The sequence below is a fragment of the Mesorhizobium sp. P2_D1 genome (assembly GCF_056404455.1).
On record NZ_JBFUDZ010000011.1, the window covers coordinates 1 to 24,507 of the forward strand.

The 24,507-nt window shown below is 64.0% G+C and carries 15 protein-coding genes; 4 read left to right on the plus strand and 11 right to left on the minus strand.

All coding sequences use genetic code 11. The annotated features are described in order from the left end of the window. The first annotated feature begins 92 nt into the window (after positions 1-92). Genes AC1D0I_RS10830 through AC1D0I_RS10845 form a run of 4 tightly spaced genes read left to right on the plus strand, consistent with a single transcriptional unit; the run spans position 93 to position 4,142 of the window. Positions 93-1,640 (plus strand): sugar ABC transporter ATP-binding protein, encoded by a 1,548-nt coding sequence (locus tag AC1D0I_RS10830; protein ID WP_477394994.1) that lies wholly within the window; start codon positions 93-95, stop codon positions 1,638-1,640. Further along, positions 1,637-2,617: an ABC transporter permease gene (locus AC1D0I_RS10835; RefSeq protein WP_477394996.1), complete on the plus strand. Its 981-nt coding sequence runs from the start codon at positions 1,637-1,639 to the stop codon at positions 2,615-2,617. Before AC1D0I_RS10830 ends, AC1D0I_RS10835 begins: the two co-directional genes overlap by 4 nt. Beyond that, entirely contained in the window at positions 2,614-3,600 is a 987-nt protein-coding gene (locus AC1D0I_RS10840) for an ABC transporter permease (RefSeq protein ID WP_477394998.1), read from the plus strand. Before AC1D0I_RS10835 ends, AC1D0I_RS10840 begins: the two co-directional genes overlap by 4 nt. Positions 3,601-3,602: 2 nt before the next feature. Continuing rightward, positions 3,603-4,142: a gluconokinase gene (locus AC1D0I_RS10845; RefSeq protein WP_477395000.1), complete on the plus strand. Its 540-nt coding sequence runs from the start codon at positions 3,603-3,605 to the stop codon at positions 4,140-4,142. On the opposite strand, the gene AC1D0I_RS10850 is transcribed toward AC1D0I_RS10845, so the two are convergent. The 11 genes from AC1D0I_RS10850 to AC1D0I_RS10900 all read right to left on the minus strand — a co-directional run bounded on the left by AC1D0I_RS10850 (position 4,139) and on the right by AC1D0I_RS10900 (position 24,273). Beyond that, complete coding sequence (locus tag AC1D0I_RS10850; RefSeq protein ID WP_013530871.1) at positions 4,139-4,588, minus strand: RrF2 family transcriptional regulator; 450 nt, start codon at positions 4,586-4,588, stop codon at positions 4,139-4,141. The genes AC1D0I_RS10845 and AC1D0I_RS10850 overlap by 4 nt on opposite strands. 352 nt (positions 4,589-4,940) lie before the next feature. Next, a complete protein-coding gene (locus AC1D0I_RS10855) occupies positions 4,941-5,927 on the minus strand; it encodes a sulfate ABC transporter substrate-binding protein (protein WP_477395002.1) in 987 nt (328 codons plus the stop codon). Between the two features lie 227 nt (positions 5,928-6,154). Continuing rightward, the gene (locus AC1D0I_RS10860; RefSeq protein ID WP_095091460.1) at positions 6,155-7,195 is read right to left on the minus strand and encodes a sulfate/molybdate ABC transporter ATP-binding protein; all 1,041 of its coding nucleotides are present in this window, start codon (positions 7,193-7,195) and stop codon (positions 6,155-6,157) included. A 13-nt stretch (positions 7,196-7,208) separates the two neighbouring features. Beyond that, positions 7,209-8,093 (minus strand): sulfate ABC transporter permease subunit CysW, encoded by an 885-nt coding sequence (gene cysW / locus AC1D0I_RS10865; protein ID WP_095091461.1) that lies wholly within the window; start codon positions 8,091-8,093, stop codon positions 7,209-7,211. After that, positions 8,086-8,937: a sulfate ABC transporter permease subunit CysT gene (gene cysT, locus AC1D0I_RS10870; protein ID WP_095091462.1), complete on the minus strand. Its 852-nt coding sequence runs from the start codon at positions 8,935-8,937 to the stop codon at positions 8,086-8,088. The genes cysW and cysT overlap by 8 nt, the downstream gene beginning before the upstream one ends. Positions 8,938-8,959: 22 nt before the next feature. After that, positions 8,960-9,988 (minus strand): sulfate ABC transporter substrate-binding protein, encoded by a 1,029-nt coding sequence (locus AC1D0I_RS10875; RefSeq protein WP_095091463.1) that lies wholly within the window; start codon positions 9,986-9,988, stop codon positions 8,960-8,962. Between the two features lie 223 nt (positions 9,989-10,211). Beyond that, the gene (locus tag AC1D0I_RS10880; RefSeq protein ID WP_477395004.1) at positions 10,212-11,315 is read right to left on the minus strand and encodes a TIGR03032 family protein; all 1,104 of its coding nucleotides are present in this window, start codon (positions 11,313-11,315) and stop codon (positions 10,212-10,214) included. Between the two features lie 80 nt (positions 11,316-11,395). Continuing rightward, positions 11,396-15,685, minus strand: a complete 4,290-nt coding sequence (locus AC1D0I_RS10885; RefSeq protein ID WP_477395006.1) for a beta strand repeat-containing protein — start codon at positions 15,683-15,685, stop codon at positions 11,396-11,398. 167 nt (positions 15,686-15,852) lie between these two features. Then, positions 15,853-16,575, minus strand: a complete 723-nt coding sequence (locus tag AC1D0I_RS10890; protein WP_477395134.1) for a M15 family metallopeptidase — start codon at positions 16,573-16,575, stop codon at positions 15,853-15,855. A gap of 18 nt (positions 16,576-16,593) precedes the next feature. Beyond that, positions 16,594-18,684: a penicillin-binding protein 1C gene (pbpC, locus tag AC1D0I_RS10895; RefSeq protein ID WP_477395008.1), complete on the minus strand. Its 2,091-nt coding sequence runs from the start codon at positions 18,682-18,684 to the stop codon at positions 16,594-16,596. 108 nt (positions 18,685-18,792) lie between these two features. After that, on the minus strand, positions 18,793-24,273 hold the full coding sequence (locus AC1D0I_RS10900; protein WP_477395010.1) for an alpha-2-macroglobulin family protein: 5,481 nt from the start codon (positions 24,271-24,273) through the stop codon (positions 18,793-18,795). Between the last annotated feature and the right edge of the window lie 234 nt (positions 24,274-24,507).

Here is a 24,507-nt window from a genome sequence, read left to right on the forward strand (position 1 = left end):
GGCCGACCAGTAGCTGCACCCAGGCGCCGCGGGATATTCCGCGGCGCCGACCACTCGATATCCCTAGTCGTCAAAGAGCCTCGGGAGGCCCGATGGACGGTGCGATTCCGCTCTTCCGGATGGAAGGCATATCCAAGCGCTATGGTGGTGTGCGGGCGCTGGAAAAGGCCGAGCTTTCGGTCTCATCCGGTAGCATTCACGGCATCCTCGGCGAAAACGGTGCCGGCAAATCGACGCTGATCAAGGTGATGGCCGGTGTCGTTGCGCCCGACGAAGGGCACATGACGCTAGATGGTCGCGAGGTGACGTTCGCTTCGCCGGCTGCCGCCAACCAGGCCGGCATCGTCTGCATCTTCCAGGAACTGTCGCTGGTTCCCGAACTCAGCGTTGCCGACAACATTGTTATCTCAGACCCGCCGACGCGGTTCGGCATGATCGACCGCAAGGCACAACGCCGGATCGCGGAAGAAGCGTTGGCGCGCGCGGGCGCCGCAGACATCCACCCGCTGGCGCTGGTCAAGGACCTGCCGCTGTCGCGCCGCCAGATGGTCGAGATCGCCAAGGCGCTGGCACGCAAGCCGCGCATCCTGATCCTCGACGAAGCGACCTCGGCGCTGACCGCGACGGATGTCGCCAAGATTTTCGGCGTGCTGAAGCGACTGCGCTCGGAAGGGCTGGCGCTGCTCTATATCTCACACCGCATGAACGAGATCGCCGAACTGGCCGACCAATGCACGGTGTTTCGCAACGGTCGCAATGTCGCCAGTTACGCGGCGGGCACAAAGAGCGACAATGAAGTCGTCGAACTGATGATCGGGCGAGAATACAGCCACATCTTTCCGCCGAAGCCGCCACGCGCTTCGGCTGCCGCCGTTCCGGTGTTGGAGGCACGCAAGCTTTCATGGACCGACCGGTTGGACAATGTCTCGCTCACTGTTGGGGCAGGCGAGGTCGTCGGTCTTGGCGGCCTCGACGGTCAGGGCCAACGCGAACTGCTGCTTGCCTTCTTCGGGGTGTTGCGCGGCCTTTCGGGCCAGATCTTCATCGACGGCAAGCCCGTTGCCATCGCCAGCCCCGCCACCGCACGTGAAGACGGTATCGGCATGGCGCTCATTCCCGAAGACCGCAAGACCGAAGGGCTGATGTTGCCGATGACGGTGCGCGAAAACCTGTCCTTCGCCGCGCTCGACCGGCTGTCCAAAGCCGGCATCATCGACCGTGCCGCCGAGCAGCGGCTGATCGACGACATGGTCGGCCTGCTGGCGATCAAGACCGCGGGGCTCGACATTCCGGTCGGCGCGCTGTCGGGCGGCAACCAGCAGAAAGTGGTCATCGCCAAATGGCTGATGCGCCAGCCGCGCATCATCCTGCTCAACGATCCGACGCGCGGCATCGATGTCGGCACCAAGCAGGAGCTTTACCAGTTGATGCGCAAGCTCGCCGATGCCGGTGCTGCGATCCTGTTCTATTCGACCGACTATGACGAGCTGATCGGCTGCTGCGACCGCGTGCTGGTGCTCTATGATGGGGCGGTCAAGCGCGAGTTGGTTGGCGCCGAGATCACCGAGCGGGCGCTGATCGCCAGCGCTCTCAACATCCATGGCGAGGAGAGCCCCGTGAGCCTGGGAGCAAGCGCGTGAAGGATTGGCGCTACTGGCTGGCCGAGCAGCGTGGAACGCTGCTGGCGCTCGGCATCTTCATCGTCATGTTCGTCATCTACACCTCGAACCATCCAGCGGGCTTCACCCCCAATGTCGTGCAGACGGCAGCGAACAAGGGCGTGTTGCTTGCCTTCGTCGCCATGGCGCAGACGCTGGTGGTCATCACCGCCGGCATCGACCTGTCCGTGGGCATGATCTTCACCCTGACCAATTGCCTGGCGTCCTGGCTGGTCATCGGTACTGGCATCGAAACCGCCTTCGGCGTCCTCGCGGTGCTCGGCACCGGGCTGCTGTGTGGGGCGATCAACGGCGCCATCGTCATTTATGGGCGGCTGCAGCCGATTGTCGCCACCATCGCTACCGGCGCCGTCTACTTCGGCATTGCCCTGCTGCTGCGACCTTTTCCCGGCGGCTCGGTCAACGAGGACCTCGCCGACGCTTTGACCGGACGACTGTTTGGCGTGGTGCCGGCAAGCTTGGTCGTGCTGCTGGCCGTGGTCCTCATTGTCTGGGTGCCGTTCAGCCGCTCGGTGCTCGGTCGTGCGGCTTACGCAGCCGGCTCGTCGGAGACGGCGGCCTACATGTCCGGCGTGCCGATCCGCCGTGGAAAATTCGCCGCCTACGCACTGGCCGGGCTGCTTGCCGCAGTCGGCGGGCTGTTCCTGACCTTCTTCACCTATACCGGCGAGGCAGCCTATGCCAGCGGCAACGCCTATACGCTGTTCTCGATCGCCGCCGTCGTGCTCGGTGGTGTCTCGCTGTTCGGCGGCAAGGGTAGCGCCATCGGCGCGATCTTCGGCGCGCTGGCGTTCCGCACCATCGGTGACCTGCTCTTCGTCTTCGATTTCGATCCGCTCTGGCAACCGCTGTTCCAGGGCGTTATCCTGCTGATCGCGGTCAGCCTCGGCGCCTTCGCCCTGTTTCGGGTCCGCAACCGGCTGGAGTGGTTCCTGTGAGCGAAACGACGCTTGGCGGCATTGCCGGCCGCATGCCCAGATTCATCCGGCGCGCCGATCCGGCTGTGCTGACAGCCTTTGCCTGCATCGTGCTGCTGCTGTTCCTCGGCAGCCTCTATTCCAGAAGCTTCCTGTCTCCTGAATACCTTCTGCAGCAGCTCAAGGTGGCGTCGTTCCTCGGCGTCATCGCCACCGGCATGATGCTGGTCATCCTGCTTGGCCAAATCGACCTGTCGGTGCCATGGTCGGTCGCAATGGGCGCCATGATGGCCAGTGCGGCGGCCGCCTATGGTCCCGTCGGCGTGGCGCTGGCCATTCCGTTCGGCGTCGTCTGCGGCATGCTGATCGGCGTCGTCAACGGCATCGGCGTCGCCTATCTGCGCATCCCCTCGATGATCATCACGCTGGCCACCAACGCCGTCGCGCAGGGGCTGATGGTGGTCTACACCGGTGGCTTCTCGCCACAGGATTCGGCGACTGGCGCGATGCGCTACCTGGCGACTGGTTTTGCCATTCCGGGCGTCCCCAACGCGGTTATCATCTGGGCGCTGATCGGCGCGGCGATGGTGTTCGTCCTGACCCGCACCAGCTTCGGCCGCGCCGTCTACGGAATCGGCAATCGCGAGCGCGCCGCCTATCTCTCAGGCATCGACACACGGCGCGTGGTGATGATTGCCTTCGCCGTCTCGGGCGGGCTTTCGGCCTTCGGCGGCGTGCTTCTGGCCGGCTATGCTTCCAAGGCGGCGCAATCGATGGGCGACGCCTACCTGTTGCCGTCAATCGCGGCAGTGGTGCTTGGCGGTACCTCGATCCTGGGCGGGCGCGGTTCCTATCTCGGCACCGTCGCCGGCGTCATCCTGATCACGCTGCTGCAATCCATCCTTTCCGTCATGCAGATGCCGGAGGCGGGGCGGCAGATCATCTATGGCATCGTCATCGTTGCCATGCTGTTGCTCTACGGCCGCGCGCCGGCAAGCCGCTGACAGTGGACGAAAAGACAGAACAGGCGCCAACGGGCGCTCCCGGTTCGGTGCCGGCCATTGTGGTGATGGGTGTCGCCGGCTGCGGCAAGTCGGCCGTCGGCACCGCGCTGGCCGCCACGCTGGGCGCCATCTTCATCGAAGGCGACCAGTTGCATCCGCCCGAAAACGTCGCGCGCATGGCAAGCGGCGAGCCGCTCACCGATCAACTCCGTGAAGGCTGGCTCGACACGATTGGCGAGCGCATCGTGGTGTCGGTAGGGCAGGGCGAAGGCGTGGTTGCCGCCTGCTCGGCGCTGAAGCGCAGCTATCGCGAGCGGCTGAGTGGGTTCTGCCCGGAGATCGTCTTCCTCTACCTGGAGATCGACGCTGCCACGGCCAGGCGACGCGTCGCCAGCCGCAAGGGCCATTTCATGCCGGCAAGCCTGGTCGACAGCCAGTTCGCCATCCTCGAGCCACCGGCTGCGAATGAGCGGGCATTGACGCTCGACGCGACGCGCCCGGTCGACGAACTTGTCACTGCCGCGGTTGGTCAGATGCGCTAAATCTGCGACGTCAGTTCGACCGGAAAATCATCATTGTCGGCGTCGCGCATGGCGGCGAGGCTGCGATTGTCCAGCACTTCGGCAATCGCCTGGCGTACCTCCAACATCATGTGCCGGACCTGGCACGTCGCCTCGTCGCAGTCCTCGCAGCGCTGATATTGCGTGCGGCTGGCACAGGGGATTGGCGCCAGCGGTCCGTCAAGCACGCGCACGACATGGCCGATCTTGATTTCGGAGGCCGGCCGGGCAAGGCGATAGCCGCCTTCCTTGCCCTTGCGGCTCTGGACGAAGCCGGCGTTGCGCAACTCGCCCAGGATGGCATCGAGGAACTTCTTCGGGATGTTGTTGGCGACCGCGATGTCGTTGACAAAGGCCAGTTGGCCAGCCGGCAGGCCGGACAGATGCACAAGGGCCTTGAGGCCGTATTTGCCTTTTTTAGTCAGCATGCCCAGATCAACCGATTGAAGCCCCAACCACCCGCATCTGGCGACTGTTTGTGTGCAAATAATGACGTTTTCGCCGCGCGATGACGTTTCGCGAAAACAAGCCGCCAGATGGCACGTTAGGCACAAACGCGTTGATTCTTTGTAACGTTTTGCATGATGAAGCCGATAGAGCCTGTTCCACCCGATAGAATCGGATGGAACTCTGCTTCTCGGCTTGAACATGATTCTGGCGAAAACCGGATTCCGCTGTTCGGGATCATKCTTTGGTCTGCTGAAAACCGGATTGCCGGCGCACGAAACGAAAAAAGCCGGCACAGCGCCGGCTTTCGCGTTCACCTCGGATGTTGCCCCGTCAGCGGCTGCCGTAGGTCTGGTCGAGTAGGCCGCCGGCTGTGAAATGCTCTTTCTGGACCTTGTCCCAGCCGCCGAAGACGTCGTCCACGGTCAGCAGGCGGACATCGGGGAAGTCGGCCTTGTATTTGGCGGCGACGGCCGCGTCGCGGACCCGGTTGCCGTTCTGCGCGAGGATGTCCTGGCCTTCCGGCGTGTAGAGGAAGTCTAGATAGGTCTTGGCCAGATCGCGGGTGCCATGCTCGTCGGCCACCTTGTCGACGATCGCTACCGGGAATTCGGCGAGCAGGCTGACCGAGGGCGTGACCTGCTCGAACTTGTCGTCGCCATATTCCCTGCGGATGCCGCGCGTCTCGGACTCGAAGGTGATCAGCACGTCGCCGATCTCGCGCTGCACGAAGGTGGTGGTCGCGGCGCGGCCTCCTGTGTCGAAGATCGGCACGTTGTTGAACAGCTTGGTGATGAATTCCTTCACCTTGGCGTCGTCGCCCTTGAAGGCTTCCTTGGCGTAGGCGGTGGCCGCCAGATAGGTGTAGCGCGCATTGCCCGAGGTTTTCGGGTTGGGGAAGATCACCTGGACGTCGTCGCGCACGAGATCGTTCCAGTCCTTGATGTGCTTGGGGTTGCCGGCGCGCACGAGGAAGGACGGCAGCGAATAGAAGGGCGAGGCGTTGTCGGGAAAATCCTTCTGCCAGTCGGCCGAAACGAGGCCCTTCTTGACCAGGAAATCGATGTCGGTGACCTGGTTGAAGGTGACGACATCGGCGCCGAGCCCTTCGGCGATGGCGCGCGCCTGCGCCGAGGTGCCGGCATGCGATTGGTCGACGGTGACGCCTGGATGCCCTGCGATGAAGGCCTTGTTGACCTGGACGAACAGTTCGCGGCCGACATCATAGGATGCGTTGAGCAGTTTGTCGGCCGACCAGGCTTGTGAGGATGCGAGGAACAGGCCGGCGACGGCGGCGACGCCAAGGAAAAATCGCTTCATGAAAACGGGCTCCGATGCAATGTGTTTATGGTCGAACCATAGCCGTGGCGCAGGGTACGCGACGAGGCACGCGCAGCGGCCCGTGCCCTAGCCACGAGAAAAGATATCGCCAAAACGGCCGGCTGTTAGGATCTCTTTTCTGGCATGGATATTTTCGATGCCCCAGCCGGCACAACGACGCTGCGTGCGCGCACAATCCTTCCCGGACGATGGGCAGGCGGATTGGATCAAGCGGTCGGGAAGAGCTTCCAGCGACCGGGGCGGAAGGCCACCCGACTTTTCTGCGCCGCGGGGTGATCGACCGGCAGTTCGATTTCGACCCGCTGGCGCTCGCCGCCGATCTCGAGTTCCACTCGCCGCGTGCCGGCGACGCGGCGACTGGCCGCGACCGTGCCGGCGATGCAGCCGCTGCAGCCGTCGAGCAGCTCGACATCGTGCGGGCGGAAGAACAGCGTCGCGTCGCCCGAGGGCTCGTGTGGCGCGGCAAGTCCGATCGGGCGGTCGGCAAGCCAGATCTCGCCATTCTCGACCTTGACGGGAAGCGAGCTCGATTCACCGATAAAGCCATAGACGAAGGGCGAGTTCGGCGTGTCATAGATGTCGTCGGCGGTGCCGACCTGCTCGATACGGCCCTGGCTCATCACCACGACGCGGTCGGCAAGCTCCAGCGCCTCTTCCTGGTCATGGGTGACGAAGACGGTGGTGTGGCCGGTGGCGTCATGGATTTCGCGCAGCCAGCGGCGCAACTCCCGGCGCACCTGTGCGTCGAGCGCGCCGAACGGCTCGTCGAGCAGCAGCACCTTGGGTTCGATCGCCATGGCGCGCGCCAGCGCCACGCGCTGGCGCTGGCCACCGGAGAGCTGAGCCGGATAACGCTTTTCCAGCCCCGAAAGCTGGACAAGGTCGAGCAATTCGGAAGCGCGGCGGCGGATCTCCTGCGCCGGCGGTCGCGACGGCCCGTGCCGGACCTTGAGGCCGAAGCCGATGTTATCGGCCACCGTCATGTGCCGGAACAGCGCATAGTGCTGGAACACGAAGCCGACGTTGCGCTCCTGGATCGACCTTTGCGAGGCGTCCTCGTCGCCGAAGAAGATTTTTCCGCGCGTCGGCCGCTCCAGCCCGGCAATCAGCCTGAGCAGCGTCGTCTTGCCGGAACCGGACGGCCCCAGAAGCGCGATCAGCTCGCCCGACTTGATGTCGAGCGACACGTCGTGAAGCGCCGGAAACCGGTCAAACTCCTTGCGCACGTTGGCAACGCGAACTTCCATGCAAACCCCTCTATCAGTGTCCGCGCGTCGCGGCGATCTCGGCGCCGTAGCGCATCTCGAGAAGTGTTTTCAAGACCAGCGTGACGAGCGCCAGGCCCGCAAGCAATGAAGCGACGGCAAAGGCGCCGACGGCGTTGTACTCGTTATAGAGGATTTCGACATGCAGCGGCATGGTGTTGGTCAGGCCGCGTATGTGGCCCGACACCACCGACACCGCGCCGAACTCGCCCATGGCACGTGCATTGCACAGAAGCACGCCATAGAGCAGCCCCCATTTGACGTTGGGCAAGGTCACGTACCAGAAGGTCTGCCAGCCATTGGCGCCGAGCGACAGGGCTGCCTCCTCGTCGCCATTGCCCTGTTCCTGCATCAGCGGGATCAGTTCGCGGGCGACGAAGGGAAAGGTGACGAAGACGGTGGCCAGCACGATGCCCGGCACGGCAAACAGGATGACGATGCCATGCGCCTTCAGCCAGCCGCCGAGCAGCCCCTGGGCGCCGAACAAAAGCACATAGACCAGACCCGATATGACCGGCGAGACCGAGAAGGGCAGGTCGATCAGCGTGGTCAGGAAGGCCTTGCCCTTGAACTCGAACTTCGCGATCGCCCAGGCAGCGGAGATGCCGAAGACGATGTTGAGCGGCACCGAGATCGCTGCGACAAGCAGCGTCAGCCGGATCGCCGAGCGCGCGTCGGGATCACTCAGCGATTGCGTATAGGCGCCGACGCCTTTCGCCAGTGCCTCGTTGAAGACGATGATCAGCGGCAACAGCAGGAAGATGCCGAGGAAGGTGAAGGCAACGGTCATCAGCGCCACGCGCGCCGGGCGGCTTTCCGTGACGGCCGCTGACTGGCTCTCGTGATGCGGCTCGTAGGATTTGATCTCGGGATCAGCCATAGCGCTTGCGGCTCCATGTCTGCGCGAGATTGACGACCAGCAGCATGACGAACGACAGAGCGAGCATGATCGCTGCGATCGCGGTCGCGGCCGGATAATTGTATTCCTCCAGCCGGATGACGATCAGCAGCGGCGCGATCTCGGATTTGTAGGGCAGGTTGCCGGCGATGAAGATGACCGAGCCGTATTCGCCGACGCCGCGGGCGAAGGCCAGCGAAAAGCCGGTGACGATGGCCGGCGCCAGCCCTGGAAACAGGATGCGGGTGATGATCTGGAAGCGGCTGGCGCCAAGCGTGGCGGCGGCTTCCTCAACCTCCTTGTCGATCTCCTCCATGATCGGCTGCACGGTGCGCACGACGAAGGGCAGGCCGATGAAGACCAGCGCGATGACGATGCCGAGCGGAGTATAGGCAACCTTGATGCCGAGCGGCATCAGCAATTTGCCGATCCAGCCGTTCGGCGCGTAGAGCGTGGTCAGCGCGATGCCGGCCACCGCCGTCGGCAGCGCGAAGGGCAGGTCGACCATGGCATCGACGATGCGGCGGCCGGGAAAGCGGTAGCGCACCAGCACCCAGGCGACCAGCGTGCCGAAGACGACGTTGACGGCGGCCGCGATGAAGGCGGTGCCGAAGCTGATTTCCAGCGCCTTGATGGTGCGGCGATCGGTGGCGATGGCCCAGAATTCAGGCCAGCCAAGCGCGGCCGAGCGCCAGAGTAGCCCGGATAGCGGGATGAGGATGATGAGGGTGAGGTAGGCAAGCGAGAAGCCGAGCGTCAGTCCGAAACCCGGAATGACACTCGGCTGTCTGAACCGCCACCCCGCCTGCGCGGGTGCTGTGGTCATATCGTCCTGATCTAGATCTAGCTCACTGGGCCGGCTTGTAGATCTGGTCGAATATACCACCGTCGCCGAAATGATAAGGCTGTGCTTTCTTCCAGCCGCCAAAAAGCGGATCGTCGATGGAGATCAGCTTGATGTCGGGTGTCTTGGGAAGATCAGCCGGAGCCACAAGGTCAGGCTTGGCCGGACGATAGTGGTTCTTGGCGATGATCGTCTGGCCTTCCTTGGAATAGAGCCAGCCCAGATAGGCTTCGGCGACCTTGCGCGTGCCCTTGGCGTCGACATTGGCGTCGACAACCGCCACCGGCGGCTCGGCCAGGATCGATGTCGGGGGATAGACGATGTCGAAATTGTCCGCGCCGAATTCGTCAAGCGCCAGATAGGCATCGTTCTCCCAGCCAATCAGCACGTCGCCGATGCCCTTTTGCGCGAAGGTCACGGTCGAGCCACGGGCGCCGGTGTCGAGCACCGGGGCATTGGCGTAGAGCTTGCCGACGAATTCCTTGGTCTTGGCCTCGTCGCCACCATCATTGGCGTTGGCGTAGGCCCAGGCGGCGAGATAGTTCCAGCGCGCACCGCCGGACGTCTTGGGATTTGGCGTGATCACCTGGGTGCCGTCCTTTACCAGGTCGTTCCAGTCATGGATGCCCTTGGGATTTCCCTTGCGGACAAGGAAGATGATGGTCGAGGTGTAAGGCGCTGAATTGTTTTCGAATTTGGTGCGCCAGTCGGGATTGATCTTCTTCGACTTGGAGACGATGGCGTTGATGTCGCCTTCGAGCGCCAGCGTCACCACATCGGCGTCGAGGCCGTCGATCACGGCGCGGGCCTGGGCGCCCGATCCGCCATGCGATTGCTGGATGGTGACCGTCTCGCCGGTCTCGGCCTTCCAATGCGCCGCGAAGGCTTCGTCATAGGCCTTGTAGAGCTCGCGCGTCGGATCGTAGGACACGTTGAGGATGGTGGTGTCGGCAAACGCGAAACCGAGCGTGCCGAACTGGACAGATGTGGCGACCAGTGCGCCGAGCAGTTTCCTGAAATGAGGTTTGGTCATTTCTGCCTCCGTTGAACCGGCGCCAAATCTACCGAATTGATAGAAATTAGATGCATTCAATGTTGCCTTTTTTGGCCCCCTGAAGAAAATGTTCGACGATATTTCGCTGTGCGGAGAAATTTCTTCCTCATGGCTGCACTGAGCGAACGGCGAGCCTGCCTGACGTTTCATCTAGGCTTTGGACCGGCCGGGACAAGGACTTCGCCTGCCGGGCCCGATTCGCTCAGCCTTCGCTGTCGATGGTGATCAGCGAAGCCATGTTCGGGCTGTTGAGCGGCACGGACGAAGGGCAGCGGCAGCCCGCAATGACGGCGACGTCGAACAGCTCGGTGATGTGTCCCTTCAACTCGATCCACTCGGCTATGCCGCCGGTATGCAGATCGATGATGTAGAGCGCGCAGCGCGGCTCGGCGTCGCGCGTCTGCAGATTGTCCTGCAGCGGCAGGTCCTTGAACAGGCCATCGCGCGGCAGCGAGGTGGTGACGATGGCAAAGCGGCCATGAAAGCTCAGGCCGCGCAGGAAGCCGGGGCAAAAGGCGATGTTCTGCCGCTGTCCGGTTCCGGGATCGATGCGGACCAGAAAGCCGCGGCCGGAATCCAGCACCCACAGTGCACCGTCATGGACGCGCGGTGAATGCGGCATCGACAGATCGTCGACCACCACTTTGTCCTCGGTGATGTCGATGATCATGCCGCCTTCCCAGCGGCGGTCGCGCCAGCCGCCGACCGAGTCCGACCGACTGATCGCGCTGACATAGCGGGCGCGCCCGTTCTGCATGGCGAGACCATTAAGATGACAACGGTCCTCAGGCACCAGCTTGCTGATGAAGGAGGGCTTCCACAACGGTCGGAAGGAATGCGTCGGGCTCAGCGTCGCCAGGCAAGAGAACTTGGTGTTGATGAACACGATCTGCCCGTCTTCGCGCACGGCCAGTTCATGGATGTCGAGGTCGCCTGTGTAAGAAGCGGCGCGCGGCATATACATGCGGTCGTAAATGGCGTTGGCGACCTGGTCGGGTCCGAGGATGTTTTCCAGCCGCCACACCGCCGTGTCGGAGGCTAGGATGATCCGCTGCCCGGCAACGGTCATGCCCATGGCCCTGACGAAACTGGTCTGGTGGATCGAGGCCTTCCTGTCGCCGGTGAGGCCGACCAGGAACAATTGCCCGGTCTGGTAGGAGGTGAAGGCCAGCGAGCACTGTGCCGTCTCCATCCAGTTGATGAAGCCGCGCGACAGCGAGATGTTGGTCTGCTGCTCGGCCGGGCCGGCAGGCGGGGTTTCAGCCGGTCTCGCCGGGGCCTCGTCAGTGGCCTTGGATGTGCTCACGCTTGCTCCATGGGTGGACCTGGTCATGACTACGCCGGCCGCGAGGGCCGGCGCAAGAAGTTCAGATGCAATCCGCCGGACTACCAGCCGTAACGGAGTGCCGCGCCAATGGAGCCGGCGCTGTAATTGTTGCCGAAGCGGACGCTGCCGCGGACCACGCCGGACCAGTTGCTGGCGCTGGCCACATTCACGCCGACGCCGACCTCGCCGAATGTGCCGTTGCCGGCGCTGTCGGTGGCGGAGAAGGCGCTGCCGGGGAAGTTGATGTCGACGGCGTTGCTGTCGCCGAAATGGTTCCAGACACTCAGCGTCAGGTCCGGACTAACGGTCGTGCCGTTCATCTGCATGTCGGTGCCGATGCGCACGCCGATCCTGGCGCGGCCGCTGCTGCCATTCTGGAAGTCGATGTCGCCGCCAAACAGCGATACGGAATCCATATTGGTGCGGACCCATTCCAGGCTGGCTTGCGGCTCGATGAAGCCCCAGCCCATGGCGACGCGGTAGCCGGCGTCGAGGCGCGCGCCGATATTGGTGGCGTTGGTGCTCGCCTTGCCGCCGACGTCGTTGATGTCGACATCGAGGAAATCGGCCTTGACGAGGCCGTCGAGGTAGAAGCCGCCATTGAGGTAGGTGGCATAGGCGCCGACCGTGCCGCCCTTGTAGTCCCAGCTGTCGTCCGTCGCCTTGAAGTCGAGCCTGGAGGTGACATAGCCGCCCATGACGCCGAACAGCATATCGCCGCCGGCGACACCTTCGAGCCCCATGTCGATGCCGCCGAGGAAGGCGCTGGTGCGCTGCTTGCGATCGAGGTTGAGGGTCTCGGCCTGCAGCGAGACCGGATCGGTGAAGCCTACGCTGCTGTCGCGATTTGACCAATCGCCGGACGCCCGCGCCCAGAGGCCGCCCATGCGCGCGGCGAGGTTTTCCTCCGGCATATCCGCGTTGTGGACGCCGCTTTCCTGCGTGCGCAGATCCGCCATGCGGTCCTGCCAGAAGCCAGTCGTGTCCAGCCACACATCCTGTGCTCCGGTCACGCCGGCGGGCAGTTCGAAACCGGCATTGTCAAGCCCGATGGAACGCAGGCCGTGTGTGTTGCCCTGCAGGAACAGGCCGTAGGTGAAGAAGCCGGCATGGACGGGGCCAGCCAGATCGAAATCGCTGTCGGCGGTTGTTCCGGTCACCGTGACTACGGGGATGAAGACCGCCGGCGCGCCGGCGCCGACGACATTCACCACCAAATCGGTATGACCGGACGAATTGCCGCCGATCGTCAGAGTGTCGGCGACGCCGGTGGCAAAGTTGGCGTCGACGCCGAGCTTCGAATTGCCCTGGCCGGTGAAGTTGCCGCTGGTGATCAGCTTGTCGCCGGCCACGCCATCAATCATCGTCGTCAGGCCGGCTCCGGAGCCCAGGCTGCCGTTGACGAAGCTATCGAGGCCGATGAACCTGACAGTGCCCGGTGGAGAGCCGAAGAAGCTGCCCGATGCGTAGAGGGTGCCGCCATTGTTGAGCGTATCGCTGCCGGCACCGAATTTGCTGTCGGTGAATGCCCTGAAGACGCCGGTGTCATTGACGTTCATGACATTTCCGGCGTCGCTCAATTCGACCCGGCCGGCAATCACGCCGGCATCGTCGATCCTGGTTGTTCCGGCGGTCGACTTGATGGCCAGGTTGTTGTCGGCGCCGACAAAGCCGGACGTGCCGACGGTGACCGTGGAGCCGCCGGTCGAACTGACCTGCAGGCCGCCAAGCTCGCCGTGTATCTTGCCATCGTTGGTGACGAGGATCGTGCTCGATGTACCGGTTGCGCCAGCGATTGCGCCGAATCCCACGCTGCTGAACAGTTCCGCATTGTTTCCGGTGTTGACGATGACGATGTTGCTGCCGGTGCCGCTCGTGTAGGCAGCCAGCCCGGCAGCGCCGCCCTTGGCATTGACGAATGCCGTATTAGCGACGGCAATGCTGCTGTTGTCGCCAATGGACTTGGCATAGAGGCCTTCGCCGGCCGTCGAGACGATGTCGCCACTGTTGGTGACGCTAATGGTGCCTCCAGCTCCGTAAGTGCCGGCGGCAATACCCTTGCCCCCCGATTTGATGACGGCGGCATTGGTAACGCTGATCGTGCCGCCATCGTCGGGATTGGAATTGCCAGGGTCGGACGGATCCTTGTTGCCGGCCTGTGCAAAGATGCCCGACGCATAGCTTCCTGTCGTGGTTATCGTGCCGCCAGCCTTGTTGCTGATGACGATGCTGCCGTTGCTGGTGGCCGGGAAAAGGGGACCCTGGCAGCTGCAGGTGCCATAGAGGTTGGCGATCGCGGTGATGCCGTTCGCACCGAGGCCGATGGTTGTGATCGTGCCACTGTTGGTGACGCTGATCTGGCTGTTGTCGCCATTGACATTGGCGGCGATGCCGGACGAACGACCGTTCGTCGAGGTGCTGTCGCCGGTCTTGATGGCGCCGCTGTTGTCGACGGTAACCATGCCGCCGTCGCCGTAGGCCTGGGCGAATATGCCTTCGGAATTGGCGGCCGTGGTGATGCTGGCGCTGTTGGTGACCGAAATGTGCACGTTGCTGGCCGAGGAATAGGTGCCCGAGGCCTGGATGCCCGTCGCGTTAGGACCGCCGGCGGTCGTGTCGATGGCGCCGCTGTTGGTGATATCGATGGCTATGTCGCTGCCAATGGCAACAGTCAGGATGCCGTAGGAACCGTTGTCGCCCAGTTTTCCGGCTGTGATCGCGGCCGAGTTTGAAACCGTTACATCGCCGCCATTGCCATAGGTGATGGCGGCGATGCCGGTGTGGCCGGAACTTATCGTGGCGGCATTGGTAATAGTGATGGTGCCGCCATTGTCGGGGTCGGTATTGCCGTTGCTCCCTGCCAGCGCGAAGATGCCGAACGTACCGGTGCTGGTGTCGATGGTGCCGCCGGCCTTGTTGTCGATGACAATGCTGTCGCCGCTGCTGTCATAGGAAATGGCGACCGCCGTAATGCCATTCGCGTTCGGATCCGTGGTTGTGATCGCCCCGCTGTTGGTGACGCTGATCTGGCTGCTGTCGCCGTAGACGTTGGCGACGATACCGCGCGAGCCGGCGTTGATGGTGCCGCTGTTGTCGATGGTGACCGTGGCGCCGGTGCCATAGGAGCGAGCGAGGATGCCTTCGGAATAGGCGCCAGTGGTGATGCTGGCTGTGTTGGTCACTGAAATGTGCGCATTGCTGAAATCGTAGTAGCCAGCCGTGGCCTCGATGCCGACAGACCGCTGACCGCCGGCGGTCGTGTCGATGGCACCACCATTGGTGATGGTGATGGTCGCGTCACTGCCGTAGGCGACGGCCATAATGCCGTCGGAGGCATTGGCGCCGCCTGTGCCGGCCGTGATATTGCCCTTGTTGTCGATGATGATGTTGCCGCCTGCGCCATAGGTAGAGCTGGCGATGCCGATCTTGCCGGCACTGACGGTGGCGGCGTTGGTGATCTTCACCGTGCCGCCATGGTCCGGATTGCCTGCCTTGGCGAGGATGCCATCGGCGCCGGCGCCCGTCGTGGTGATGGCAGCCTTGTTGCCGATGACGATGCTGCCATTGTCGCCATTGTAGTAGTTGGCGATCGCCGAGATACCCGAAGCGGTGTCGCCGATCGTGCTGATGGCGCCACTGTTGGCGATGTTGATCTGGCTGTTGTCGCCGTCGACGGTGGCGAATATGCCGGACGATGTGCCGCTCTGGGAGGCACTGGCGCCGGTCTGGATGACGCCACTGTTGTTGATGGTCACGACGTTGTTGGACCCGTAGCTGGCATTGGCATAGATGCCCTCGGCGTTGGGGCCTGCGGTCAGGTTGCCTGAATTGGTGATGGTGATGTGGGTGTCGCTGCTGAAAACGGTGCCGCTCGTGGCGGCGTCGGTCGCCTTGATGCCGTCGCTGTACGAGTTGATGGTGCCGGTGTTGTTGATGGTGATGTCAGCGCCAATGCCGTTGGTGCCGGCATAGATGCCGCGCGCGCCGGTAGACTGCGAGAAAGTCGGCCCCGGAATGAGTGAAGTCGAAGTCGTGGTCAGCAGCCCGCTGTTGGTGATGTCGACGGTGTTGCCATTGCCGGTCGTCACTATGCCGATGGCGTTGTCGCCAGCCACGGTTGCCGTGCGTGCGACGGTGTTGGTGCACGAGATCGGCGTTGCAGCACCGTTGACCGTGATCGGCGAGGGCGAGGCCGGCTGCGTGCAGTTTGCCGCGAATGACGGGGAGGCGCAGAGCGCTACCAGCGTCGAACCGAGCGCCGTGCCCAAAAGCAGCGAGCGGCGACGCTTTGGACATAGTTGAACGACGTCGCGCACGAACACGACGTCAAAACCCGACGTAAAACCCATTGGAAGCCCTCCAGCGGCCATGCGTATCCTTGCGGAAGGGAATTGCAATTCGAGTCTGCGCGATTTCAGGGCAATCACTGGTGACGGGCAACTTAAGTTGTATTTATACAACAACTTGTTGAAGTATCAGTTCGCTGAACAGCAGTTCCACCGGTTTGGTGGCTGTCTCACCTGGCGGTGACGGGAAAGTCGAATCGCTGCTTGGCGAACGGTTCATTTGCCAGCGTGAAATGCCACCACTCGCGGGCATAGTCCTTGAAGCCGCCGGTGCGCATGGCATCGAGAAGCATCTTCCGGTTTACCGCGGCTTCGCCGGCGAGCCCGCGGTGGGCGGTCTCGCTTATTGGGTCAAAGCAGTCGAAGCCGGTGCCGAAATCGAGCGTGTCGGCTTCGACAGCACCGCAGGCCGGTTTCGACGCGGATCTGCTGTCGGCTCGCGCGATGGCGACATCGACCGTCGAGCCGCGAGAATGGCTGGACAGTTCACCGACATAGCCCTTGGCGATGAGGTCGCCGCGCTTGACCCGCGGATACCATTGCGGATCGGGCGGCCCGCCCTCTCGCGACCATTGCCCCATGTCGGTGACGGCACGGGCAGGGCGGTAGCAATCGAACACGACCAGCGTCAGGCCATTGGCGGCAATCGCCTTCTGGACGTCCGAAAGCGCCTTGGCCGCCTGCTCGGTGAGGATGCAGGCCGGCGCTTCATAGCCGTTCACCTTGCGGCGCAGGAAATTGCCCGATCCGGCGTAACGGATGTCCTGGCGGATCGAAGGGTCGATGGCGGTGAGGTGAACAAAGCCGGCGGGCAGGGTGTCGGCGTGTGTCGGCAGAGTGAAAGCCGCCACCGTCAGCGCGCAAAAGCCAATGCACTGGATCGCCTGGCGCATTCTATTCAAGGAACGCTTTCACTCGACGAACACTTTCACGCTTGCTGCGCGTCCAGCGGCATCGATCACGGTCAACGTCGAGTAGCCGGCGCCATCCGGCTGCCAGGTTGCGGTGCGGCGGCGGTCGATGCCGGTGAGTGGCTTGCCGTTGGCCAGCCAGCGGAACGGTGCGCGGCCGCCCTGAAGCTTCAGCACCAGCGGCGAGGCATCGGCTGAGTTGGTGCCGAGGTCGACGCGAGCACCGTCCGGCGGAAAGATGATAGTCGGCGCGGGTTCGGTCGGCGTTGTCTGCACCAGGCCGTCCGAACCGGTGCCAAAGCGGGCGAGCGTCATAGGCAGGTCCTCGCGTTTGGGGCTGAAGACGCCGGGCGGCTTGCCCGGCAATGGCACGGTGACCAGACCCGAACGGACAAAGCCCTCGAACAGGATGGGGGCGGCCGAGACGTAGCCGGAGAGGCCGGGAACCGCGCCGGCGTCGGGGCGGCCGACCCAGACGCCCAGCACGTAGCGGCCGTCGAAGCCAACCGACCAGGCGTCGCGGTAGCCATAGGAGGTGCCGGTCTTGTAGGCGATGCCGCGCTGCGAGGCGCCCTCGGGCGGCTTGACGCCAGAGAGGATGTCGATGATCTGCCAGTTGGCCTGACCGTCGAGGATGGTGGCGGTGGTGCGCTCGGCATTGGCCGGCTCGGTGCCGTCATGCAGCGTGTGCGTCTTGCCGCCATTGGCGAGGCCTGTGTAGAGCTGGACGAGATCGCGCAGCGACACACCGACGCCGCCGAGGCCGATGGCCAGGCCCGGCGCCTCGTTGACCGGCAGCGTGGGGCTCACCCCGGCCTGGCGGAAGCGCGCCATCAGTCGCGTTGGTCCGACCGCGTCCAGCACGCGGATCGCCGGCACGTTGAGCGACAGCTGCAGCGCCTGGCGGATGCTGACGTCGCCCTGATAGCCCATGTCGAAATTCTTCGGCCGGTAGCCGGAGAAATCGACCGGGCTGTCGTCGATCAGCGTTTCCTGCGCCACCAAGCCCTGCTCGAAGGCAAGTCCATAGATGAACGGCTTCAACGTCGACCCGGGCGAGCGGACGATCTTGGTCATGTCGATCCAGCCGGAGCGGCTGGCATCGAAGAAATTGGCCGAGCCGACCTCGCCGAGAATGTCGCCGGTGCGGGCGTCGGCCAGCACCATGGCAACGGAGAGGCGAGGCCCTAACTTGGTGGCGGCGTCCCTGGCGACCTGCTCCAGCCCTTCCTGGACGCTCTTGCGGATCGTCATCTGCACGGGCTGGCCGGGCACGGCCTTGGGCAGCATCGCATAGGCGGCGTGCGCGGCGAGCGCCGGCAAGGTGCGGCGCAGGCCTGACACATCGTCGAGCGCGGCACGCGCCGCCTCGCGCTCTCCGAGCAGGCCGGAGGAGACCATGCGGGTCAGCACCCGGTCGCGCGCGGCGTGGGCAATCTGCAGGTTGCGGTCGGGCCGGCGCTTTTCCGGCAGCTGCGGCAAGGCTACGAGCAGGGCGGCTTCGGAAACGGTGAGCCGCTTCGGCTCCTTGCCGAAATAGGCGAGCGAGGCGGCGCGAACGCCTTCCAGATTGCCGCCATACGGCGCCAGGGTCAGGTAGCGTTCGAGGATCTCGCGCTTGGACAGCCGGCGCTCGATCTGGATGGCACGCAGCATCTGCTTGATCTTGGAGCCGAGGCTGCGGCTTTCGCGCGGCTCGATCAGCCGGGCGAGTTGCATCGACAGGGTCGAGCCGCCGGAGACGATATGGCCGCTTGTGGCGAACTGGCCGGCGGCTCGGGTCAGCGCCAGCACGTCGACGCCCTCATGGTCCCAGAAGCGCTTGTCCTCATAGGTGACCAGCATGTCGACGAACTGCTTGTCGACCTGGTCGAGCCTGGTTTCGAGCCGCCAATAACCGTCCGGCGTGGCGAAGGCGCGCAACAGCTGGCCGTCGCGGTCCTGGACTTCCGTCGAGACCGTGAGCTCGGCCGGGAGCGGCGGCGGAAAGGCGCGGTCGAGTTCCCAGAGGGAGGCGACGGAAAGGGCAAGGATGCCGGCGCAGGAAGCTGCGGTGACGGCTGCCCGGCGCAGGACTTTTCTGGAGAGCATGGCGCTGCCCCTCATCCGCCTGCCGGCACCTTCTCCCCGTATGGTGACGGGGAGAGGGGGGATGTCGCTGGCGCCATCGTTCTGTTCATGATCGCCACCATCGGCGCCTTACGGCGCCTTGACCTCCATCATGCCGGTGGCGGTGCGGGCCGAATATTGCGGCCGGTACATATCCTCCACCGTCGCCGCCGGATGGGCGTAGGTGCCCGGCGTCACCGCGCGCACGACATAGGCCAGCGTGATGTTGCGGTCGCCATCGCCGTCATTGGGGTTGAACGCCGCGACGAAACGGTCGTCGCGGAATTCGAGATGGGCCGCGTCGGTCTGGGCGAGCCAGGAGAAGTTCGACAATTGCGCACTGGAGACCAGGCCCGGATTGTCGATCTCGAAGCCTGCCGGCAACAAGTCGGTGATCAGGAGGCGCGAAGGCCAGCGGTTCTGCTCGTAGATCTTGAGCACAACGACATAGCGTTCGTTCTGCGTCGCCTCGGTGACGTTGGCTTCGGTGCCATCGAGCTTGTAGTAGGTTCGGCCGATGGTGAAGCCGTCGCCGCTGGCCGGCAGCGGCTGGATCGGCGACGCCACGGTGGTGACGACGGCCTGCAGCGGGGTCTTGCCGGTGTTGGCGATGGCGAGCGGGCTGTCGACCAGGTCGCTGCCGTTGATCTGGTTGGAATAACCGCCTGAATGCGGCGCGCCATTGACGGTCAGCGTGATCGAATCATTGCCTTCCTTCAATGCGCGGGCCGCCAGCAGCATCCAGGATTCGTCCTGGGTGGTGGTCCAATCGGCTTCGGCGCGTTCTTTCGTCACCAGCTTGATAAGCTCCGGTACGATCGTCGGCACCGGCTTCGATTCCGCCGCCAGCGCCAGCATCGCCGCGCCGTCACGCAGCGGCGAGCCATAGTCGGAGCGGTAGTAGTCATAGTCGGTTGTCGCCTTGGCGAGCTGGAGCGCAGTCTTGAACGTCGCTTCAGCGCGCGGCGTGTCGCCGTAGAGCGCCAGGCTCGCCGCCAACTGGGCAACCGCCATCGGGCTCGAGAAAGCCTCGAGCTGGGTGTCGGCATAGTAGCGCAGGTCGCCGATCGAAGCCTTCTTGTTGCGGGCCAGGACGTAGAGGGCGTAGGCGATCTCGCTGCCACGGTCCTGTACGCTCTGGTCGTAGCCGAGCGAGTTCTGCAGGTTGCTCAGCGCCTGGTTCATGGCCAGGCTCGGCACGTCGTATTTCTGCTCGCGCGCCCTGGTCAGGAAGTCGGTGACATAGGCGTCGAGCCAGAGGTCGCCGGAGCCCGGACCCCACAGGCCGAAGCTGCCGGCAGAGGCCTGGTAGCTCAGAACCTTGTAGATGGCATCCTGGATGCGGCTGTGCAGGTCAGGGTCACTGGCCATGCCGATGCCGGACGCCAATTCATTGACGTAGAGAAGCGGCATGGCGCGGCTGGTGGTCTGCTCAGCGCAACCATAGGGGTAGCGGTCGAGCGTCATCAAAAGCGACGGCACGTCGAAGGCTGCGGCCTGCGAAACGCCGACGCTGACGGAAGCGCCGTCGAGCAGGCTTGCCGCCAGGAGCTCCTTGTCGACGCGCAAAGCGCCGCCATTGCCCTTGAGGTCGACGACCAGGCGGGTGGTGACCGGCAATTGCGCCGGACGCACTGGCACGTACAGCGTCTGTTCGACAGCGGTGCCGTCGGCATGGGCAAGCTTGATGGTGATCGAGGCATTGCCCGCCGTCTGTGCGATCAGCGGCACGGTCAGTGTCTGCCGCTTGCCCTTGGCCAGCGTCAGCTTCTCAGGCAGAGGTTTGTCGCCGGTCGACAGGTCGCCGGTCGTGTTTATCGACAGCGCATAGTCACCGGCCGGGCCATCGGTGTCGGCGACATCGAGGCGCATGACTGCGGCGTCGCCAGGCGCCAGGAAGCGCGGCAGGCCGGCGGTGATGACCACCGGATCACGCACGATGACGTCGGACTGGGCATGGCCGACCGCTTCCTTGGTCCAGGCGACAGCCATGACGCGCACGGTGCCGTTGAACTGCGGGATGTCGAAGTCGATCCGAGCCTTGCCGTCGGCGTCGAGCTGAACCGGACCAGAGAAGAAGGCGACCAGCTTTTCGGTCGGCGGGCTGCCTTGCGTCTGCATGTTGGCGCCGTCGCCGCCGGTCCTGAGCTTGCCGGTGTTGCCCAGCGAGCCGTCGATCAGGCGGCCGTAGAGGTCGCGGATTTCCATGCCCAGCATGCGCTGGCCGAAGAACCAGTTTTCCGGATCCGGCGCTTTGTAGTTGGTCAGGTTGAGGATGCCGACATCGACGGCGGCAACCATGACATAGGCGTTGCTGCCCGGCTGTACGCCGGCCACCGCGACCGGGATCGACAACTGCTGGCGCGGCATGGTCTTGTCCGGCGGCGTGAGGGTGACGGCGAGCTTCTTCGAGCCCGGATCGACCTTCAGCCACTTCACGCCGATGGCGCGGGCCGGCATGTGCGATTCCTGCGCGTCGCCAGGCCGGAACAGGGTTGCCGTGACATAGGCGCCGGCGCCCCAGTCGTCACCGACCGGGATGTCGACTGTGCTGCCGCCGGCCGGCACGGTTGCCGTGACGGTCTTCAACAGCTTGTCCGAGCCGATGTTGATCAGGAGTTCGCCGGCAAAATGCGGCGAGACCTTGAGCTTGGCCACTTCGCCAGCGGCATAGGTGTCCTTGTCGAGGGCGATCTCCAGGCCGTCAGGCGTTTCGGTGGTGGTCGAGGAGACGTACCAGCCGGCGTCGAACTCGTAGCTGGTCGCCGGTCCCTCGGGATCCGATGTCTCGACCTCGAGGCGGTACTGGCCCCAGTCGACCGGCACGGAGACCGTAGCGTCGCCGTCGGCGCTGAGGTCGACCTGGCCGTTGGCGATCGACTTTGTGAAAGTGACCGGCTCGTAGTTCCACGAGTTGTTGGAGCGGTACCACTGGTAATTGCGTTCGACCTTGACCAGCGTCCATTGGGCGCCTTTCAGCGCCTCACGCTTGCCGTCCGGATCGACGGCGATCAGGCTGAACTTCGCCGTGCCGCCCTGCGGCACTTCATTGTCGGCGAAATCCGGACGGATCCCGATCATATGGCCTTGCGGGCGGATACCGATGTTGAGCGAACGCTCGATGGCGCGTCCGCCGGTTTCGCGCATCCGGACCGTCACCTTGGCGTCGACCAGCTTGGTGGTCGAGGGCAGTTGCTCGACGGAGACCGGGAAGGTCGCCTTGCCGTCATCGCCAACCACCGGCAGATCGGTGAGAGGGGTGACCGTGGGTTCGGCCGACTGCTCATCGGCGAGGCCGAAGGAGAAGCCCTGGAAACGGTCCCAATCGCGGGACGTCGACAGCGTCAACTCGCCTTCCAGCGCCAGGCCTGCTGCCGGCGCGCCGTACAGGAAGCGGCCGTCAATGTTGATGTTGGCGGTTTCGCCCTGTGCGATCTCCTGCTTGTCGGCCTTCATGTCGAATTCGATGCGATCCGGTACGAAATCCTCGACCAGGAACATCTGGCTGGCGACGGCCGGCTGCTTGGGATCGGTGTAGATCGACACCGACCAGGTGCCGCGCATGGCGTTGGGCTCGAGCGGCAGGTCGACGGCGTGGCCGCCGGCCGATGCGCCGTCGCTGACGATGCGGCGGTCCTCGACGCCGTCGGGGCGCGAGAAGATGAAGGTCAGCGGCAGGTTCTCGACCGCCTTGGCAGCGCCGTCGCGGGCAAGGGCCGCGACATGAACATCCTCGCCAGCGCGGTAGATGCCGCGCTCGGTCCAGGCATAGACATCGAGCGCGCCGGGCGCCGCGCGTCCGGTGACGCCACGGTCGGACAGGTCGAAGCCTGCCCGGCCCATGTCGAGGAAGACGAAATCATTGTCGCCCTGCTTGCCCATCAGCACGGCCGGCACCATGCCGCCGTCGCCTCGCGTCAGACCGGGGTTGAAGACGGCGTGGCCGTCGGCATCCGTGGTCGCGGTGCCGAGAACCTCGTTGTTGCGGGCAACCAGCGTCAGTTCGGCGCCCGAGATCGGCTTGGCGCTGCCCAGCGAACGGGCAAAGACATTGAGCCCGTCCTGGCCGGTATAGGTTGACAGGCCGATGTCGGAGACGACGAACCATTGCGTGGCCATCGAATTGTAGGCGTCGCTCTTGTCGTTGACGGCTTGGGCGGTCAGCACATAGACGCCGGGCTTGCGTTGCGGCAGCGCCTCGTCGACCGGGAAGGAGGTGGTGACCTCCTTGTTCAGATCATTGGCGATGTCGAGCTGGCCGTGCCAGACCGGCTCGCCCATCTGCTCGGAAATGTTGGAGATATCATAGCTGTCGAGCTGGTGGAGGAACTGATAGCCCGAAAGAAGCTGCGCCAGCGAACGGTCGCCGATACGGTAGAGCTTCATCTCGGCCGCGATCATGTTGACGGTGACGACCGGAATGCCGCGGCGCGCGCCGGCCGGCAGCACGAAGCTGTCGCCGGTGAAGCGGGCCGATGGTGCCCGATCCTGCACATAGATCGACAGCACCACGGGGGCGGCCGTTACCTCGCCGATGGCGGCCGGCAGGCCGGCGCGGAAGGTGACCTCGTAATGCTGGCCGTGCTCCAGACCTTCGACGCAGATCTGCTTGTCCTTGGCCTCGACGCCCTTGGGAGGCGCGTTGTCGACGGTGACGAACTGGGCGTAGTCGACGCCGGTCTTGACCAGATCCTCGGAGAATTGTGCACAGATGCGCGGCGCGCTGGTGTCGGCATCGACCGTGTGGTCGATGACGCGGAAACCCTTGCGGGCCTTCAGATCGGCATAGTCGGCCTGGACCGCCGGCGAGGGGACCAGCGCAAGGCTGGCCTCATAGGCCTGCAGGGCTGGGCGGTAGAGATCGCGCTTGTCGAGGCCGTTGCCGAGCAGCGCCAGCACTTCGGCGCGCGTCTTGGTGGTGCGCGAGAGCTTGTAGGCGTTGAAGGCGGCCGAGGTGCCGTTTGCCGGCAAAGTGGAAGCCTCGGACGTGTTGGCGGCAGGCTGCACGGCCAGCGTTTCGCGCGCCAGGGCGAGCCAGAGCTGGCCATCATCGGGCATGACGGACACGGCACCTTCATATCTCAGCATGGCGGAGCGGTGATCGCCGGTAAGCATGGACTGTTCGGCGGCATTCGTCAGCGCCGTCAGCCCTTCCGTCGGCTTGACATAGGCCGGACCCAACAGCTTGTTGCGGTATTGCTGGGCCTGATCGGCCATCCAGTTGGGGAAGAAGGCAAGTTCCGGCGGCGCGCCGATGTCGGGGTCGCCATCGATGTTGACGACCTTGCCGGCGACCGCACCGTTGAACGGCTTCAGCTGATTGTAGTCGGATTTGAGGAAACACCATTTGGCCTTGGTGTTGTAGGTGAAGGCGCGGCAGGCCGGATCACCCAGACATGTCGTCTTGCACTGGTCGAGCGTGACATTCTGGTCGGACCTGAGATCAAAGCCGAAATAATCGGAATTGTCCGATGTCGCGATTCGCCGGGCTTCAGCCGCCTGCGCGACACCATTCCAGGCAAAAAAGAGAAGAATCAGGATCGACAGACCACGAGCCGCGCGCATTGCCATTACACCCTCCCAGACACTGCTAACGTCCAGGCATGATCAAGCATCAGTCATGCTTGTCAACACAAGGACGCGGCAGGGTTCCGCCTGCCAACGGTTTCCTTTCCGGCCGATCGCCGGTAGTAGCTCCATAGGACAGGGGATCACGCTTTCTTGCGGCGACGCAGAAGGTGTGAATTCCAAGCCCGTCCTATTTCAGACAATTGGATTGTGGCCCCTTTACGAGCGCTTCAGAAC